At 64.6% G+C, this 14,711-nt stretch carries 15 protein-coding genes; 11 read left to right on the forward strand and 4 right to left on the reverse strand.

Features of this window, described 5'->3' with window-relative positions; genetic code table 11:
• The first annotated feature begins 11 nt into the window (after positions 1-11).
• Together QP552_RS13020 and QP552_RS13025 are read left to right on the forward strand one after the other, a co-directional pair.
• Positions 12-656 (forward strand): TetR/AcrR family transcriptional regulator, encoded by a 645-nt coding sequence (locus tag QP552_RS13020; protein ID WP_111111429.1) that lies wholly within the window; start codon positions 12-14, stop codon positions 654-656.
• 121 nt (positions 657-777) lie between these two features.
• The gene (locus QP552_RS13025) at positions 778-2,871 is read left to right on the forward strand and encodes a TonB-dependent receptor (protein WP_345782983.1); all 2,094 of its coding nucleotides are present in this window, start codon (positions 778-780) and stop codon (positions 2,869-2,871) included.
• Positions 2,872-2,929: 58 nt separating this feature from the next.
• Here the strand turns inward: QP552_RS13025 and QP552_RS13030 are convergent, their stop codons facing one another.
• Positions 2,930-3,211: a hypothetical protein gene (locus QP552_RS13030; RefSeq protein WP_286073813.1), complete on the reverse strand. Its 282-nt coding sequence runs from the start codon at positions 3,209-3,211 to the stop codon at positions 2,930-2,932.
• Between the two features lie 210 nt (positions 3,212-3,421).
• Here QP552_RS13030 and QP552_RS13035 point away from each other — a divergent pair, with 210 nt between their 5' ends.
• The 8 genes from QP552_RS13035 to QP552_RS13070 all read left to right on the forward strand — a co-directional run bounded on the left by QP552_RS13035 (position 3,422) and on the right by QP552_RS13070 (position 10,677).
• Positions 3,422-4,096: a response regulator transcription factor gene (locus QP552_RS13035; protein ID WP_286073814.1), complete on the forward strand. Its 675-nt coding sequence runs from the start codon at positions 3,422-3,424 to the stop codon at positions 4,094-4,096.
• Positions 4,096-5,472 (forward strand): HAMP domain-containing sensor histidine kinase, encoded by a 1,377-nt coding sequence (locus QP552_RS13040; RefSeq protein WP_286073815.1) that lies wholly within the window; start codon positions 4,096-4,098, stop codon positions 5,470-5,472. The genes QP552_RS13035 and QP552_RS13040 overlap by 1 nt, the downstream gene beginning before the upstream one ends.
• 72 nt (positions 5,473-5,544) lie before the next feature.
• Positions 5,545-6,186, forward strand: a complete 642-nt coding sequence (locus QP552_RS13045; RefSeq protein WP_258179457.1) for a hypothetical protein — start codon at positions 5,545-5,547, stop codon at positions 6,184-6,186.
• Between the two features lie 135 nt (positions 6,187-6,321).
• Positions 6,322-7,512, forward strand: a complete 1,191-nt coding sequence (locus tag QP552_RS13050) for an efflux RND transporter periplasmic adaptor subunit (RefSeq protein WP_286073816.1) — start codon at positions 6,322-6,324, stop codon at positions 7,510-7,512.
• Entirely contained in the window at positions 7,509-9,470 is a 1,962-nt protein-coding gene (locus QP552_RS13055; RefSeq protein ID WP_286073817.1) for a MacB family efflux pump subunit, read from the forward strand. The genes QP552_RS13050 and QP552_RS13055 overlap by 4 nt, the downstream gene beginning before the upstream one ends.
• A gap of 90 nt (positions 9,471-9,560) precedes the next feature.
• Entirely contained in the window at positions 9,561-9,959 is a 399-nt protein-coding gene (locus tag QP552_RS13060; protein WP_286073818.1) for a hypothetical protein, read from the forward strand.
• A 27-nt stretch (positions 9,960-9,986) separates the two neighbouring features.
• Positions 9,987-10,364, forward strand: a complete 378-nt coding sequence (locus QP552_RS13065; RefSeq protein ID WP_286073819.1) for an EF-hand domain-containing protein — start codon at positions 9,987-9,989, stop codon at positions 10,362-10,364.
• 115 nt (positions 10,365-10,479) lie between these two features.
• A complete protein-coding gene (locus QP552_RS13070) occupies positions 10,480-10,677 on the forward strand; it encodes a hypothetical protein (RefSeq protein WP_080355030.1) in 198 nt (65 codons plus the stop codon).
• Between the two features lie 69 nt (positions 10,678-10,746).
• Here QP552_RS13070 and QP552_RS13075 read toward each other — a convergent pair whose 3' ends face one another.
• The 3 genes from QP552_RS13075 to QP552_RS13085 form a co-directional block, all read right to left on the reverse strand.
• Complete coding sequence (locus QP552_RS13075) at positions 10,747-12,069, reverse strand: XVIPCD domain-containing protein (RefSeq protein ID WP_286073820.1); 1,323 nt, start codon at positions 12,067-12,069, stop codon at positions 10,747-10,749.
• A gap of 31 nt (positions 12,070-12,100) precedes the next feature.
• Positions 12,101-12,964 (reverse strand): hypothetical protein, encoded by an 864-nt coding sequence (locus tag QP552_RS13080; protein ID WP_286073821.1) that lies wholly within the window; start codon positions 12,962-12,964, stop codon positions 12,101-12,103.
• 198 nt (positions 12,965-13,162) lie between these two features.
• Positions 13,163-13,510: a helix-turn-helix domain-containing protein gene (locus QP552_RS13085; RefSeq protein WP_049449066.1), complete on the reverse strand. Its 348-nt coding sequence runs from the start codon at positions 13,508-13,510 to the stop codon at positions 13,163-13,165.
• Between the two features lie 102 nt (positions 13,511-13,612).
• Between QP552_RS13085 and QP552_RS13090 the strand changes: the two genes are divergently transcribed.
• The gene (locus tag QP552_RS13090) at positions 13,613-14,602 is read left to right on the forward strand and encodes an MDR family oxidoreductase (RefSeq protein ID WP_111111420.1); all 990 of its coding nucleotides are present in this window, start codon (positions 13,613-13,615) and stop codon (positions 14,600-14,602) included.
• The last annotated feature ends 109 nt before the right edge of the window (positions 14,603-14,711 follow it).

The raw sequence follows: 14,711 nt of genomic DNA on the forward strand, positions 1-14,711 counted from the left end.
GTGAACCGCCCATGACCCCGCTCCCAGGCCGCCGCGAGCAGCGCAAAGCCGAGACCCGACAAGCGATTTCCGACGTCGCCACCGGGCTGATCATCGCGCGCGGCTTCGAGGCCGTGTCCATGTCCGAGATCGCCGAGGCCGCGGGGGTATCACGCAAGACGGTCTTCAATTACTTCGCGAGCAAGGAAGACCTGGTCTTCGACCGCGACGAGGAAGCACGTGCGTTGCTGCGCGAGGGCATGGCGGCGCGCACCGGCATGACCCCGCTGGCGGCCTTCCAGTCACTCGCGCGCGAGTTGCTGGAGGCGGGCCATCCACTGCTGCGCATCAATGCTGGCGCCGCTGCATTCTGGGCAACCGTCGCTGACAGCCCGGTACTGACCGCGCATGCCCGGCGCCTGCAGGCGCAGCTGACGGACGATCTGGCGAAATGGATGGCCGAGGCGATCGGACGACCGGAGAGCGACGCCGAAGCGCGCCTGGGCGCCGCCATGCTGCTGGCCTCGATGGTGGCGGCCTATGAGAAAGGACTGGCGAGCCAGCTGCAGGGCGAAGACCCGCGCGAGGCCATGCTGCAGCTGATCGTGCGCGGTGGCACCGGAGTACTGGCGGCCTTGGCAGGCACCCCATATACCGATCCCGGCGCGCGTCCATAGCGCATTCGGGGGATAGGTCACGAAGCATTGCAAATGCTAATCTTTCGCATTTGCAGATACGTAAACACCCCCCATGCCCCTTCCCACGGCCCTTAAACACACCCTGTGCCTGACACTGACCCTGCCCCTGGCATCCCTCGCCCAGGCTGCCGACGCCTCGACGACCTCGCCCAGGGACCTGGACAAGGTCGAAGTCCGCGGACGTGCACAGACGCTGTATCGGGTGGACGATGCCGCAGTCGGCACCCGCACGGATACGCCGCTGGAGCTGGTCCCGCAGTCGATCCAGGTCATCCCGCGTGACCTGATCGACGACCAGGCCGCGCGCCAGGTGACCGATCTCTATCGCAGCATCAGTGGCATCAGCTATTTCAGCTATGCCGGGGTGACCCTGCGCGGCTTCCGCCAGGAGAACGTGCTGTATGACGGTCTGCGCGGCGATCCCTATGCAGGCTTCTCGGTGCCGCAGCTGTTCAACATCGAGCGCGTGGAAGTGCTGAAGGGCCCGGCGGGAGCGCTGTATGGCGGCGGAGATGCCGGTGGCGTGATCAACTATGTGACCCGCAAGCCCAAAGCCGCTGCCGAGCGCCGCATCGAGGTCCAGCTGGGCGACAAGGACTTCCGGGCCGGATCGATCGAGGGTACCGGGCCGTTGAATGCCGCCGGCAGCGTGCGCTATCGCGCCGGGCTCTATGCCGACAGTGAAAAGGGCGTGCGCTGGAACACCGACAGCGAGAGCGTTATCGGCGATGCCTCATTGGCCCTCGACGTCGGCCAGACCGGCGAACTGGTGCTGCAGTTCACCGACATCACCCAGAACCTTGGCGGCAACCGCCTGCGCGGCGTACCGGTCAACGATGCGGGCACTTTCCTGACCGACCGCCGCTGGAACCACAACGAGGCCAGCGACTTTCTCGACATGCGCGCCAAGGTGGCACTGGCACAGTATCGCTTCGCGCCGCTCGATACCCTGGACGTGGACTTCGCCGCTCGCTGGTTCAGCAACAACGAACACCAGATGTACCACGAGCCGATGGGCCTGATCGATCGCGACCGCGATGGCGTGGCCGAATGGATGACCCGCCAGCTGCGCAACCAGATCCGTGACAACGAAGCGTTCACTGCCAACGGCAATGCAGTCTGGCGGGTTACCACCGGCGCGGTGGAGCACAAGGTGCTGTTCGGCGCCGATGTATACCAGCTGGATGCGGATTTCACTGCACAAACCGCCAACAGCGCTGACCTTGCGCGCGGTGCGGGACCGGTGCGCGGCATCGACCTGTTCAATCCGGTGTACGGCGCCAGCACCTGGCATGACTACAACCTGGGCGCACTGCCCTGGCGCAGCACGTCCACCCGCAGCAAACGCTATGGCGGTTACCTGCAGGATGAGCTGGCGCTGGGCCCGCGCTGGCATGTGCTGGCCGGGCTGCGCTGGGATGGCTTCAAGGATGAGGATCGCATCGCGGGCAGCAGCGTGGATGGCAACGACCTCAGCTGGCGGCTGGGCAGCACGTTCACCGTGCGCGAAGGCCTGAATGTCTACGCCAACGTCGCCAGTGGTTTCGTGCCGCAGAGTGCCGCCAACCAGAATCCGGCCGCCGGCGGACCCTTCGATGCCGAGCGCAGCAAGCAGTGGGAAGTGGGCATGAAGTCCCTGCTGGCCGAGCGCGTGACGCTGAACATGGCGGCCTACCGGATCGACCGCAGCAACATCGTGCAGGCCACCGGCGAAGTGATCGGTGGCGTGAACCAGCTGGCCGCGCTGGGCCTGGTGCGCAGTACCGGGATGGAGCTGGACCTGCTGGCCGACCTCACCGAGCGCTGGGTGCTGAACCTGACCTACGCCTACAACGATGCGCGGGTGAAGGACGCCGGCCCGAACGGCATCACCAACGCCTCCGGCGACCGCTTCGCCAATGCGCCCCGCAACAAGCTGGGCCTGTGGACCCGCTACGACCTGCCGGCAATCAACTCCGCCATCGGCTTCGGGGCAGACCATGTGGGCGAGCGTGTCAGCCTGGATGGGCAGACGGTGAAGGCCTACACGGTGTTCGACATGAGCTGGAAAACGACGTGGAAGCAGTGGCAGTTCCAGGCCAACGTGAAGAACCTGTTCGACAAGGTGTATGCGGCAAGTGGCTTCATCGAACGCAACGGGCATTTCCCCGGCGAGCCACGACGGGTGTATGTGCAGGCGGCCTACAGCTTCTGAGGCAGGGCTGCGAACCATGATGACAGGGGGAGGTGGCTGCCCACCTCCCCTGCTGGCGTCAGTGCGAGCAGGCCACCAGCATCGAGCGGATGGCCATCTGGGTGGAGGTGAAGCCGTTCTTGTTGCCCACCGCGATCGCGTTGCCGTCGTCGCCATCCTTGCTGAAGACCACATAGCCACCGGGGCACATCTGCCCGGCCTTCTCGTAGCAGCCACTCCAGGAACTGGAGCCGCTGCAATCGATGGAGACGCCACGCCGGCCATCGGGGGTGACGGTCATCCTGGCGGTGGTGCAGCCGCTCAGCGCGGCCACGAACAACAACGGAACGAACAACTTCATGGGTACTCCAAGGGTTGGGGATCGGCGGGAGGGCGCCAAGGCTGGAGTGCCCGGATTGCGCGAACCTTGCGCCGATGCCATTTTTCATGCGGCACAAGGGACCTGCGGGGCATCCTGAAGGCACGCCATGTTCACGCAATGTTCCTGTAATACGGTGCCGGCGCGTGCCGAACTGCCCGGCCACGCCCCCTTCCTGCGCAAGCCCTGCCGATGCACATCCTGCTGATCGAAGACGAAGCCGAACTGGCCGCCACCCTGAAGTCCGCCCTGCAGCGCGAGCGCTATGTGGTGGACCTGGCCAACACCCTGGCGCTGGCCCGCGAAGCGGCCCTGTACGGATCGCACGACCTGGTGCTGCTGGACCGCACGCTGCCCGACGGCGACGGCCTGGGATTGATTTCACTGCTGCGCGATCGCAACCCCGGGGTGCCGATCATCGTACTGAGCGCGCTGGGGCAGCTGCCGGACCGCATCGCCGGCCTGGATGAGGGCGCGGACGACTATCTGGCCAAGCCCTTCGCACTGGAGGAACTGTTCGCCCGCATCCGCGCTGCGGGGCGCCGGCCGGGCGTCATGCAGGTAGAGCCGATAAGCATCGGCCGGCTCCTGTTCGATCCCGCCTCGGGCGAGGCCAGCGTGGGCGGGCAACGGCTGGAGCTGCCGCGCCGCGAAATCCGTGTACTGACCGCGCTGGCCCGGCGGCTGGGCCGCACCGTGCTGCGCGAGTCGATTGAAATGGCGGTGTATGGATTCGATGACGGCATCCATTCCAACACGCTCGATTCGCATGTTTCGCGCCTTCGCCGCAAGCTGGCCGATGCCGAGGCAGGAGTAGAGATACACGCCATCCGGGGCGTCGGCTATCTGATGCGGGAAGCCAAGTAATGGCGCGTCGTCCATCGCTGAAGCGCCCGTTGATCGTCAAAACGCTGATCTATCAGCTGCTGGCGTTGCTGGTGGCGTTCTTCGCGCTGCTGATGGTGCTGATACGTGCCGACAGCGGTGGCTACTACAGCATCCAGACCTTCGCGCCGGTGGCCGCCGAGGCGGTGCACCGCGACCGGAATGGCGAGCTGTACGTGCAGCACACGCCGGAGCTGACCGAACTGCTGAAAACCGTTCCCGGCGCATGGTTCATCGCCGAGGATGAGCACGGCCACCACGTTACGTTCGGACCTGTGCCGTCGGCCTATGCCTCATTGGTAGGTGCACTGGATGGGATCCCCTTTGGCGACCTGCGTGGGCGCGATCGCAGCGATGGCCTGGCCGTCGTGGTCCGCCAGCACAGTGGCCCGGCCGGCAAGCTGACCATCATGGCCCACGGCGAAACCGACACGCTGACCTGGCAGATGGCGCTGGCGGCACACATCATCACCCTGCCGATCTTCCTGCTGCTGGGCCTGGCCACCATCGTCCTGACACCGGTCATCGTGAGACGGGCCCTGGCCGGGGTGGAGCGCATCGCGCAGGAAGCCCGCAACATCTCCGCCAGCCGCCGCGGTGTCCGCCTGACAGAAACCGCTGTACCGGTAGAGATCGCTCCGTTGGTGACAGCGGTGAATGAAGCGCTGGGCCGGCTGGACGAAGGGCACGAACGGCAACGCCGCTTCATTGCCGCCGCCGCACATGAGCTGCGCACACCCATTGCGATTCTGAGGGTAAAGGTCGATGCGGCCGACGATGCCACCTCGCGCAGCCTGGCCGTGGAAGTGGCACGGTTGGCGACGCTGGCAGAGCAGCTGCTGGATCTGCACCGCATGGACGAAGACGGGCCGAAGGAGACCATCAACCTGGCGCGGGTGGCCAAACGGGTGGTCGCTGATCTGGCGCCACTGTTGATCCAGTCGGACAAGGCCGTAGCCGTGGCGGTGGAACCTCACTTCCCGGTGCTGGGCGAGACCGGCGCGGTGGAACGTGTGATCTCCAACCTGGTACTGAATGCTGCCGAGCATGGCGGGCGCCAGATCGTCGTACGCGTGCAGGGCAGCTGCCTGGAGGTTGAGGACGACGGCCCCGGCATACCGCTCGACCAGCGCGAGCGCGTCTTCGAACCCTTCCAGCGGCTGCGGCCACGACAGACAGGCGCGGGCCTGGGGCTGAACCTCGTACGTCAGGTGATCGACCGTCATGGCGGCCGCGTCACGATTCTGGATGCTCCTGGCGGTGGTGCTTTGATCCGTGTTGAGTTTCCACTGCATCCGGGCGTGACCCACTCGCCACCCGCAGAGAACCGGGAACGTCGCATGCACGAGGATAACTGACGCCTGTCCGTGCGTGGACGGCCGCGAGGACAGGCAAGGTTGCGGCAATGTTCGCTGCACAGCATCGGGGGAGTGGCAGCTGCCGTGCCACCGCATTCCGATCTGACAGGAAGCCTGCATGTGACCCAGGGAGCTCCTCCACCCTCCTCTTCCACCCGCGCCGTGCCACCGCCGAATTCGCCAGACATCACGGCTGCTGCATGGAATCGCCGCCCACGCAATGGCCGCGCGCTCGGCCTGGAACATTGGCCGCGTTGGCTGCGGGCAATTCCCGACGTCGAGCGCGCTGGCGCATTGATGCGGCTGTTCGGCGCCTTGTTTCTGCTGCTTCCCGGCATTGCGCTGGTGGCTTCTACGTATCGGCACGCCAGTGCAGCGGCGGCCGCCGCCGTGTTCCTGTTCGTCACAGTGCATGCTGCGTTGCATGGGTTGGCGACGTGGCGAGCGGCAACCACGCACTCGATTCCGCCGATAGTGCGCTTTCTGGATGGCCATGCCGCCGGGATAATGATCGCCAGTTCGCTTCTGATCGCCATCGGTGCAGGGATGGCGAAGCTGCCTGTTTCACCGTTCTTCTGGCTGCTGGCCGGCACGGTGAGTCAACTCTTCGGTGCGCGAATGGCAGGCCAGCGGCTGCGCAACGCGTTACTGGTGCTCGGTAGCGCCTTGCAGTTCATCGCCATGGCACTGCTCGCCCTTCTTGCCGCAGGCTGACACAGCGATAGACCCGCAAGGTTCACGCAACCCAGCGCATCGAGACTCGACGGCCATCCACGTCTGTCACGACAGACGTGCGCTTCTTCTGTCGCGAGGACCACCAATGAACCGTCTCTTCTGGATGCTGCTCCGATGAGCGCCGTACCGCGCAAGCGTCGCCGTGCGCTCATCGTTGCTGCCACCCTGCTGTGCAGCGCACTGATTCTGTTTGCATGGTTGCGGCCCGCGCCACCACCGCAACTTCAGGTTGCGCCGGTCGGTCGCGGCAACATCGAACAGGTGGTGGAAGCCACCGGAACATTGAAGCCCTCACGACTGGTAAGCGTTGGCGCCCAGGTTTCCGGCCGCATCGATACCCTGCACGTAAAGCTGGGAGACAAGGTGAAAGCAGGCGATCCCATCGCCGATATCGACTCACGTACCCAGCGCAATGCATTGCTGAGCGCGCAGGCCGCACAGCGCACTGCCCGCGCCAACCGCGATGCGCTGGCCACCGACCTGCGCCAGTTCGAGCTGGCACTGCATCGGCAGCAGCAACTGGTGGCCTCGCAACTGGTGGCCCGCGCCGACTTCGATGCAGCCAAGGCCAAGGTCGATGCCACCCGGGAACAGATTGCTGCCCTGGACGGTGAGGTTGTGCGGCGACAGACCGATGTGGATATCGCACAAACCAATCTGGAGTACACCCGCATCACCGCTCCCACCGACGGCACCGTGCTGGCCGTGGTCGCGCGCCAGGGGCAGACCGTGAACGCAGTACAGAGTGCACCGACCATCGTGATGCTGGGCAACCAGGACGTGATGACGGTATACGCGGAAATCTCCGAGGCCGACGTCGTTCACACCTCGGTTGGCCAGGAAGCATTCTTCACCATCCTGGGTGATGCCGGCCGCCGCTACAGCAGCACGTTGCGCGATATCGCACCAGCCCCGGAATCGATCACCAATGAAGACAGCTCCAGCCTGGCTTCACCGGCAGCGTCGGGCGGCAGCCGCGCGGCCATGTACTACAACGGCCAGTTCGACGTGAACAACGCCGACGGACGCCTGCGCAGCTACATGACCGCGCAGGTTCGCATCGTGCTGGGCCGCGCCAACGACGTACTGACCATTCCTTCGGCCGCATTGGGCGCGCGCGCCGCCGATGGCAGCTACAGCGTGCGGGTACGTGGCGCCGACGGCCATGCCAGCACCCGGCGCATCACCACCGGGTTGGACGATCAGATCCAGGTGGAAGTGCGCAGCGGGCTGAAGGAAGGCGAACAGGTCGTGCTGGCGCAGGCCAGCGACGAAGCCACCATCGCACCCGTGCAGCCGAAATGAGTACGACCACGACCGAGCCACTGCTGCGCGTTCGCGGCGTACGCCGCGAGTTTGCTGCAGGCGAGCAGACATTGGTGGTACTCGACGGCATCGACCTGGACATCCATGCAGGTGAACTGGTGGCCATCGTCGGCCAGTCCGGCTCGGGCAAGTCCACGCTGATGAACATACTGGGCTGCCTGGATCGCCCTTCTACTGGCATCTATCAGATCGACGGGCGCGAGACTGCGCAGATGTCGCCCGATGAACTGGCCGAGCTGCGCCGGGAGCATTTCGGCTTCATCTTCCAGCGCTATCACCTGCTGACCGACCTGACTGCACTGGGCAATGTGGAAGTGCCCGCGATCTACGCCGGCATGCCTGCCGAGGCACGCCATGCGCGCGCGGCCACGCTGCTGTCGCGGCTTGGCCTGGGCGAGCGCATGCAGCATCTTCCTGGTGAACTGTCGGGTGGCCAGCAGCAGCGCGTCTCGATTGCGCGCGCACTGATGAATGGCGGCGAGGTGATCTTCGCCGACGAACCCACAGGTGCGCTGGACACACATTCGGGCAAGGAAGTGATGAAGATCCTCGGCGAACTGCATGCCGAGGGCCATACCGTGGTGCTGGTAACGCATGACATGGCCGTAGCTGAACATGCGCAGCGCATCATCGAGATACGCGATGGTCGGATTGTGGATGATCGTGCAACCGGTACTGATTCGGCAGCGGGCGTGGCGACGCCCGCCGTGCCCCAGCGCACGACGGGCGGCTGGCAGGTCTGGCGGGACCGGTTCGCTGAAGCCTTCCGCATGGCCCTGCGCGCAATGAATGCGCATCGCATGCGTACCTTCCTGACCATGCTCGGCATCATCATCGGCATTGCATCGGTCGTGTCGGTGGTAGCGCTGGGCACCGGCGCACGGCAGGCCATCCTGTCCAACATCGCCTCCCTGGGCACCAACACCATCGAGATCTATCCCGGATCCGGCTTTGGCGACCTGCACTCGGCGCGCGTGGAAACGCTCACCCCCGGCGACAGCGTGGCCCTGGCCCGGCAGCCGTTCGTCGACAGCGCCACGCCCGGCGTTGCCACCACCGGCACCGCGTTGCGCGGCAACCGCTCGGCCAGCGTACAGGTGCAGGGCGTAAGCGAGCAGTACTTCCGCGTGCATGGCCTGAAGCTTGGCGAAGGCGCCTTCTTCGGCCCACCGGGTGTGAGCGGCTACCAGCAGGTCGTGGTGATCGACGCCAATACCCGCGCCCGCTTTTTCGCTGCTGCGGACAATCCCATCGGCCAGACCCTGCTGCTGGGCAACATGCCTGTGCGTATCGTGGCCGTGGTGAAGAAGGATGCCGGTGCTGCCGGCGATGCGTCACTGCTGCGGGTATGGCTGCCCTACACCACCGCCATGGCACGCATGCTGGGGCAGAGCCACGTGTCCAGCATCACCGTACGCGTTTCCGATGCGATCAGCATGGAAGCGGCCGAGCAGGCCATCGCACGATTGCTGACGCGGCGCCATGGCAGCACCGACTTCTACATGAGCAACAACGCGCAGATCCGTGAATCCATCGAACAGACCACCGGCATCCTGACCATGATGATCAGCTCCATCGCGGCCATCGCATTGGTGGTCGGCGGGATCGGCGTGATGAACATCATGCTGGTATCGGTAACCGAGCGCACCCGCGAGATAGGCGTGCGCATGGCGGTGGGCGCGCGCCGCAGCGACATCCTGCAGCAGTTCCTGATCGAATCGGTGCTGGTCTGCCTGCTCGGTGGCGTGCTCGGCATCGGCGTGGCCCTGGCACTGGGCGCGGCCCTGGAACTGGCCGACGCGGGTTTCAGCCTGGTGTTCTCCGTCCATTCGATTCTGGCCGCATTCGCCTGTTCCAGCTTGATTGGTATTGGCTTCGGCTTCCTGCCCGCACGCCGCGCTGCCCGGCTGGACCCGGTGGAAGCACTGGTTCGATAGCCACGGCATCTGCCAGCAGTGACGGCAGGTTCGCGCAATGTCTGCGATGTGTACTGCAGCTACCAACAATGTCCGCACAGGAGCTGGACGATGTTTCTGAAACCAGGAAGAACCGCACTACTGCTGGCAGCAACCGTACAACTGCTTGTGCTGTTGCCCTACTCCAGCGACGCCCATGCGCAACGAGGCGATCGCTACGCCCCGCAGTGGAACCAGGACTACCGTGATCGCGATCGTGATGCCTGGGAGCGTCGTGAACGTGAACGCGAACGTGAGCGGGAACGCGAGCGCCGGCACGACGCAAAGGCCACCGGCGTGGTGGTGGGCGTGGTGGGCGCGGCGGTGGTGGCCGGCGTGATCGCCGCAGCCGCCAAGCGTGAGCGCGAGACCCGCAAACGCGCCGACTACTGCATGAACCGCTACGGCAACTACGACCGCCGCAACGATACCTATCGCGGCGCCGACGGCTACACCTATCCCTGCCGCTGATTGACCCTCAACAAGGACAAACACCCCATGACCAGAACTGCTCTGTTGATTGCCCTGTGCGCTACCCCATTGCTTGCCGGGGCCGCACCGGCCGACCCGAGACAGGCCTACATCGATTCCACGTTCACCGCGATGGATGCCAACAAGGATGGACGCGTCGACAAGGCCGAGTACACGAAGTTCCAGCAGGGACGCTTCAGCAAGCAGGCGGATTCGATCGACGCTGCGTTCACTGCCATGGACACCAACAAGGACGGAAGGATCAGCAAAGAGGAGGCCACCGTGGTGCCGGAGATCGCGAAGTACTTTGCGGGCCTGGACACCGATGGTGATGGCTATCTGTCGCTGAAGGAAATGCAGCAGGCCATGGTGGCCGCACAGACTTCAGACGCGCCAACAAGGTGAATCCGGGGCGGGGCGCTGAAGATGGATGCCCATCCGGACGCAGCGCGGGTTGAATACACCCTCTTCCCACGATAGCCTCCGAGTTGCCCAAGGAGGGCTATCAACGGAGTGAAGCATGAAGATTGGATTCAAGCTGTCTGTTGCTATTGCGGCTGCTGCACTGACCCTGGGAATCGGCAGTGCCTCCGCGCAGTCCCGCTGTACCCCGTGCTACACCGCCTACGACGCCTGTCTGGCGGCGGGTAATGGCGAGAACGTCTGCTATCCGGCGTTCGCCCGTTGCCTGAGAAACAGCGGCTGCACCATCCCGTAAGTCACGCGTTGCCGTGATGCGTGCCGGCCCCCATCCGGGGGCTGGCATTGGCGGCCCGGCGCTGTGGTTTCACCCCATCCGCATCGCAGGGCTCTCGCGGTCCTGCACGTCAATGTCCTGCTGGCGCTGCACAGCCGCCGGTTGGCGGTCCAGGCTGACGGCCTCGATCTGCTGCAGTGACTGCACAACCGGGGTCTGCACCGCCACGTCAGTGGGCATCGAGGCGTGCAGGTGTGCGGGATCGTTCATCCCGCCCTGCACCACGAACACGTTCCGCCCTGCGGGGCTGTCGGCGGTCTGGGCGCTCAGCAGCACATGGTCGGCACGTTCAAGCTGATTGCGGCGGGCCAATGCCATCACGCTCGCCACAAGACGCTCGCTGTCCTCATCATGGGTACGCCCGGCGCTGGCATCGATCGCGGCCACGCCTTCGCGTACCTGCTGCATCAGTGCGTACTCACGGTGGCCAGGACCAATGTCGGCCAGGCGGGTCGGTGCCAGTGAGGGATCAGGCATGTCGTCCACTGCTGCGGTAAGCGGGCTGCGGGTTATGGTCCGATACGGGTCGTCCGGGTGGAACCGGGTACGTTTTTCCTGTCGCTCCAGGCGGACGTCGCGAGCGTCGTTGAGTTCGGCGATGCGGGCGGGGTCGGTAATCTCGCGCAGCGACATCTGGCCGCCACCCGCGCTGACACTGGCCCACTTCCTGTCCGCTTCGAAGTACATCGCGTAGTAGCTGTTGCCACCGATCACGTTCGGATCGACCGCTGAGCGGCCTTCCAGGGCCTGGGTGGCTTCCAGCACGCTCAACCGGGTCAGGTACTGGCCACCCTTCGTCCATCCCATCTGGCTGATGGCATCGACGCTGGTGTTGCCTACGCGGGGCCCCCCGGCATAGTCGTTGTTGAGCATGTTGGTCCAGATCTGTTCCAGCTTCGCGGGGCCGCTCTTCTGTTCGGCCGCTTCCAGCAGCACGCGCGGGGTCCAGCAATTGGGGTCCAGTTCATGCCGTTCAAACGCACGGTCGTGCGCCAGCATCACATCCTTGCCGGGAAGATTCAGTGCCAGGTCTGGGCGGCGTTCGTTCATCCACTGCCGCCGCAGTTCAAGATCTCTTTCGAGCAGGGTCTGCCCGAAGGACTCCCATTGCCGCTCGGTCAACTGTGCATTCGAGAAACGGGATCCCTCTTCCTGCTGGGTCTTCGCGTAGCTCTGTGCATAGCTGTTCGCTACGCGCCCCGGCAGGCTGTCATTGCGTACAACACCCAGTGCCAGTGTCCCGTACCCATCGGCGCCCGGCAGCTGCGACAGGTAGTTCCAGTAAAGCTCGCGGTTGCCATCTCTGGCATAGCTGCCAAGGATTCTGAGATCGTGTTCGGTCAATCCACTCATGCCTTGCCCCTTCTCTTCCCTGAATCACCGGTCACTTGGACCGGGTACGTGCGATGACTTCCCTGACGGCCTCTTCCATGCGTTTCCAGTCCTTCAGAAACGCTCTCTTGTAGTCCAGGCTGATGGACAGCCTGTTGTCGATGTCCACGAAATAGTGAACGCAGCCCGCTGCCACTTCTCCCGGCTCGCTGATCACCTCGTCCCCCTCCAGCCGCACGCCATCGCGTCGGAATTCCTCGCCGTCACATTTGATGAACGAGCTGATGCGGCCATCGCCCTGGCGTGCGATGTACCAGTCTCTCTCATAGGCCGGATTGCGGACAGGCGGCTTCCCGTACCGCGCCTCATGCATCTTCGCGTACACCACCATCTTCGCTTCATCGATTGCATAGGGCGTCAGACCCAAGGTCTCCGGCTGTGCAACGCGTTGATCGAGACGGTCCCTGGGATCCTCCCTTTCCACAGAGCCCTCCTCCGTGATGGCTTCATTTGACGACAGCCTTGAGAGCAGTGTTTCGACGGGAACCCGATCAACGTAGTTGATCCGAATGGGAATCTCCTTCCGGAAATCATTCGTACGCGGATTGGCCCGGGCACCCGGCGCCGTCGGCTTCATGTCCGGCCACTCGATGACCAGCGTCACACCCTCGCCCGGCCACGGCGCGATCTGGCTGTCCAGGTAGTTGGCCGGAATGCGGAAGGTGTTCGGCCCGAGCTTCACGTCCACAGGCGCGTCGGTATAGGTGTGGCCGTTGATCGTGCGGCCGGTCTGGGTTGCGCCGGACATGGCGGGATTCCTTTCGTGTTCGGTGGACGGCGGCCGTGCACACGCGCCGGCACTCATTACGACGGCAAGTGCCAGCGCCAGGCAACGGCGGGGGGACATCACGTGCATGGGCATTCCATTGCAGGGTTCCGGCGCCACTATAGGGAAGTGGGCGTCAACGGAACAGGAACCGCATCACCGCCCTTCACGGAGCGAGGCAGCGCTCCACATGCGCTGCCTGCAGTACTGCGGCTATTGCCGCGGCCTCCGGAATGCTGCAGGGGTTCAAGAGCCATGGCGACGACGCTCGGCTCGCCGCTTCACGCCTCAGCCGTCGCTGTCCGTGCCTTTATGGCCGCGATAGGTTTCACCCCACTCCCGCATGGCCAGCAGCACGGGCACCAGCGTGCGCCCGAATTCGGAAAGCTCGTATTCCACCTTCGGTGGCACCTCGGGATAGACATGGCGGATCACCACCCCGTCAGCCTCCAGTTCCCGCAGCTGGCTGGTCAGCATGGACTGGGTGGCGTTGGGCACACGCCGCGTCAGCTCCATGAAGCGTCGCTTGCCTGTCATCAGGTGAAACAGAATGATCGGCTTCCACACGCCGCCCATCACCGACAGCGTGACTTCCACGGCGCAACCGCTCTTGCCGTCCCATCGTCTGCTACGCATGCATACTCCGGAAAACCATAGTACCTACGGAAAATCATCGTTCTTGTTGCGATAACGGTGCGAGCCTAGCATGGGCTCATCCACTGAACGTGAGACCGCACCATGAGTTTCAAGGCACTGCTGACCCGCAAGACCAACGACGGCGTATCCACGGAGCTGGTCGATTTCGATGAAGCCAACCTGATGGATGGCGACGTGCTGGTGCAGGTCGAGTACTCCACGCTGAACTACAAGGACGCGCTGGCCCTCACCGGCACGCGCCCGGTGATCCGGACGTTCCCGTTGATCCCTGGCATCGACCTGGCTGGCGTTGTACTGGAATCGGGCAATGCCGGTTTCCAACCCGGTGACCGCGTGGTGTTGAACGGCTGGGATCTCAGCATGGGCCACCACGGCGGCCTCGCCCAGCGTGCCCGTGTTCGCGGCGAATGGCTCAACAGGATTCCCGCCAACCTGAGCACCCGCGACGCCATGGCCATCGGCACAGCAGGCTATACCGCGATGCTGTGCGTGCTGGCACTGGAAGATGCCGGCGTAACGCCCGGGAAGGGCGATGTACTGGTCACCGGCGCCAACGGCGGCGTCGGCTCGATTGCGGTGGCGATCCTGTCCAAGCTGGGCTATCGCGTAGTGGCTGCCACCGGGCGACCTGAACACGCCGAGTATCTGCACAGCCTGGGCGCCGCCGAGATCATCGACCGCGCGCAGCTTTCAGCCCCGCGCGACCGGCCGGTGAGTGCCGAGCGCTGGGCCGGCGTGGTCGATGTGGCGGGCGGTCCCACCCTCGTCAACGCCATTGCCGAGACGAAATACCGTGGCGCAGTGGCCGCCTGCGGGCTGGCGCAGAGTGACGAGCTGCATGGCTCGGTGCTGCCCTTCATTCTTCGCAACGTGACGCTTGCCGGCGTGGATTCGGTGAATGCGCCGCAGGCCGTCCGCCAGCGTGCATGGGACCGACTTGCCACCGACCTGGACCCGCAGAAGCTGGAAAGCACCGTGCAGTTGATCGGGCTTGCCGAGGTGCTGGATGTCTACGACCAGATCATCCCAGGCAAGGTACGTGGGCGGATTGTGGTGGATGTGAATGCGTGAGCAGATCGTCTGGATCAACTGCATTTGATGCAGTTTCCATGCTGCGGCGAATGGTGAACACGCAGTGAAACGACGCGGGCGGCGGTGGCCTCAAGCCAACGCCGCTCGC

Origin of the sequence: Stenotrophomonas sp. 59, assembly GCF_030291095.1 — a bacterium.
Lineage (GTDB): Bacteria > Pseudomonadota > Gammaproteobacteria > Xanthomonadales > Xanthomonadaceae > Stenotrophomonas > Stenotrophomonas maltophilia_Q.

Excerpts from the sequence above, each read along its gene's own strand:
- QP552_RS13030 (WP_286073813.1), bottom strand. The coding sequence starts at position 3,211 with ATGAAGTTGTTCGTTCCGTTGTTGTTCGTGGCCGCGCTGAGCGGCTGC.
- QP552_RS13085 (WP_049449066.1), bottom strand. The coding sequence starts at position 13,510 with ATGCGTAGCAGACGATGGGACGGCAAGAGCGGTTGCGCCGTGGAAGTC.
- QP552_RS13065 (WP_286073819.1), top strand. The coding sequence starts at position 9,987 with ATGACCAGAACTGCTCTGTTGATTGCCCTGTGCGCTACCCCATTGCTT.
- QP552_RS13090 (WP_111111420.1), top strand. The coding sequence starts at position 13,613 with ATGAGTTTCAAGGCACTGCTGACCCGCAAGACCAACGACGGCGTATCC.
- QP552_RS13050 (WP_286073816.1), top strand. The coding sequence starts at position 6,322 with ATGAGCGCCGTACCGCGCAAGCGTCGCCGTGCGCTCATCGTTGCTGCC.
- QP552_RS13080 (WP_286073821.1), bottom strand. The coding sequence starts at position 12,964 with ATGCACGTGATGTCCCCCCGCCGTTGCCTGGCGCTGGCACTTGCCGTC.
- QP552_RS13075 (WP_286073820.1), bottom strand. The coding sequence starts at position 12,069 with ATGAGTGGATTGACCGAACACGATCTCAGAATCCTTGGCAGCTATGCC.
- QP552_RS13060 (WP_286073818.1), top strand. The coding sequence starts at position 9,561 with ATGTTTCTGAAACCAGGAAGAACCGCACTACTGCTGGCAGCAACCGTA.
- QP552_RS13055 (WP_286073817.1), top strand. The coding sequence starts at position 7,509 with ATGAGTACGACCACGACCGAGCCACTGCTGCGCGTTCGCGGCGTACGC.
- QP552_RS13035 (WP_286073814.1), top strand. The coding sequence starts at position 3,422 with ATGCACATCCTGCTGATCGAAGACGAAGCCGAACTGGCCGCCACCCTG.
- QP552_RS13070 (WP_080355030.1), top strand. The coding sequence starts at position 10,480 with ATGAAGATTGGATTCAAGCTGTCTGTTGCTATTGCGGCTGCTGCACTG.
- QP552_RS13040 (WP_286073815.1), top strand. The coding sequence starts at position 4,096 with ATGGCGCGTCGTCCATCGCTGAAGCGCCCGTTGATCGTCAAAACGCTG.
- QP552_RS13020 (WP_111111429.1), top strand. The coding sequence starts at position 12 with ATGACCCCGCTCCCAGGCCGCCGCGAGCAGCGCAAAGCCGAGACCCGA.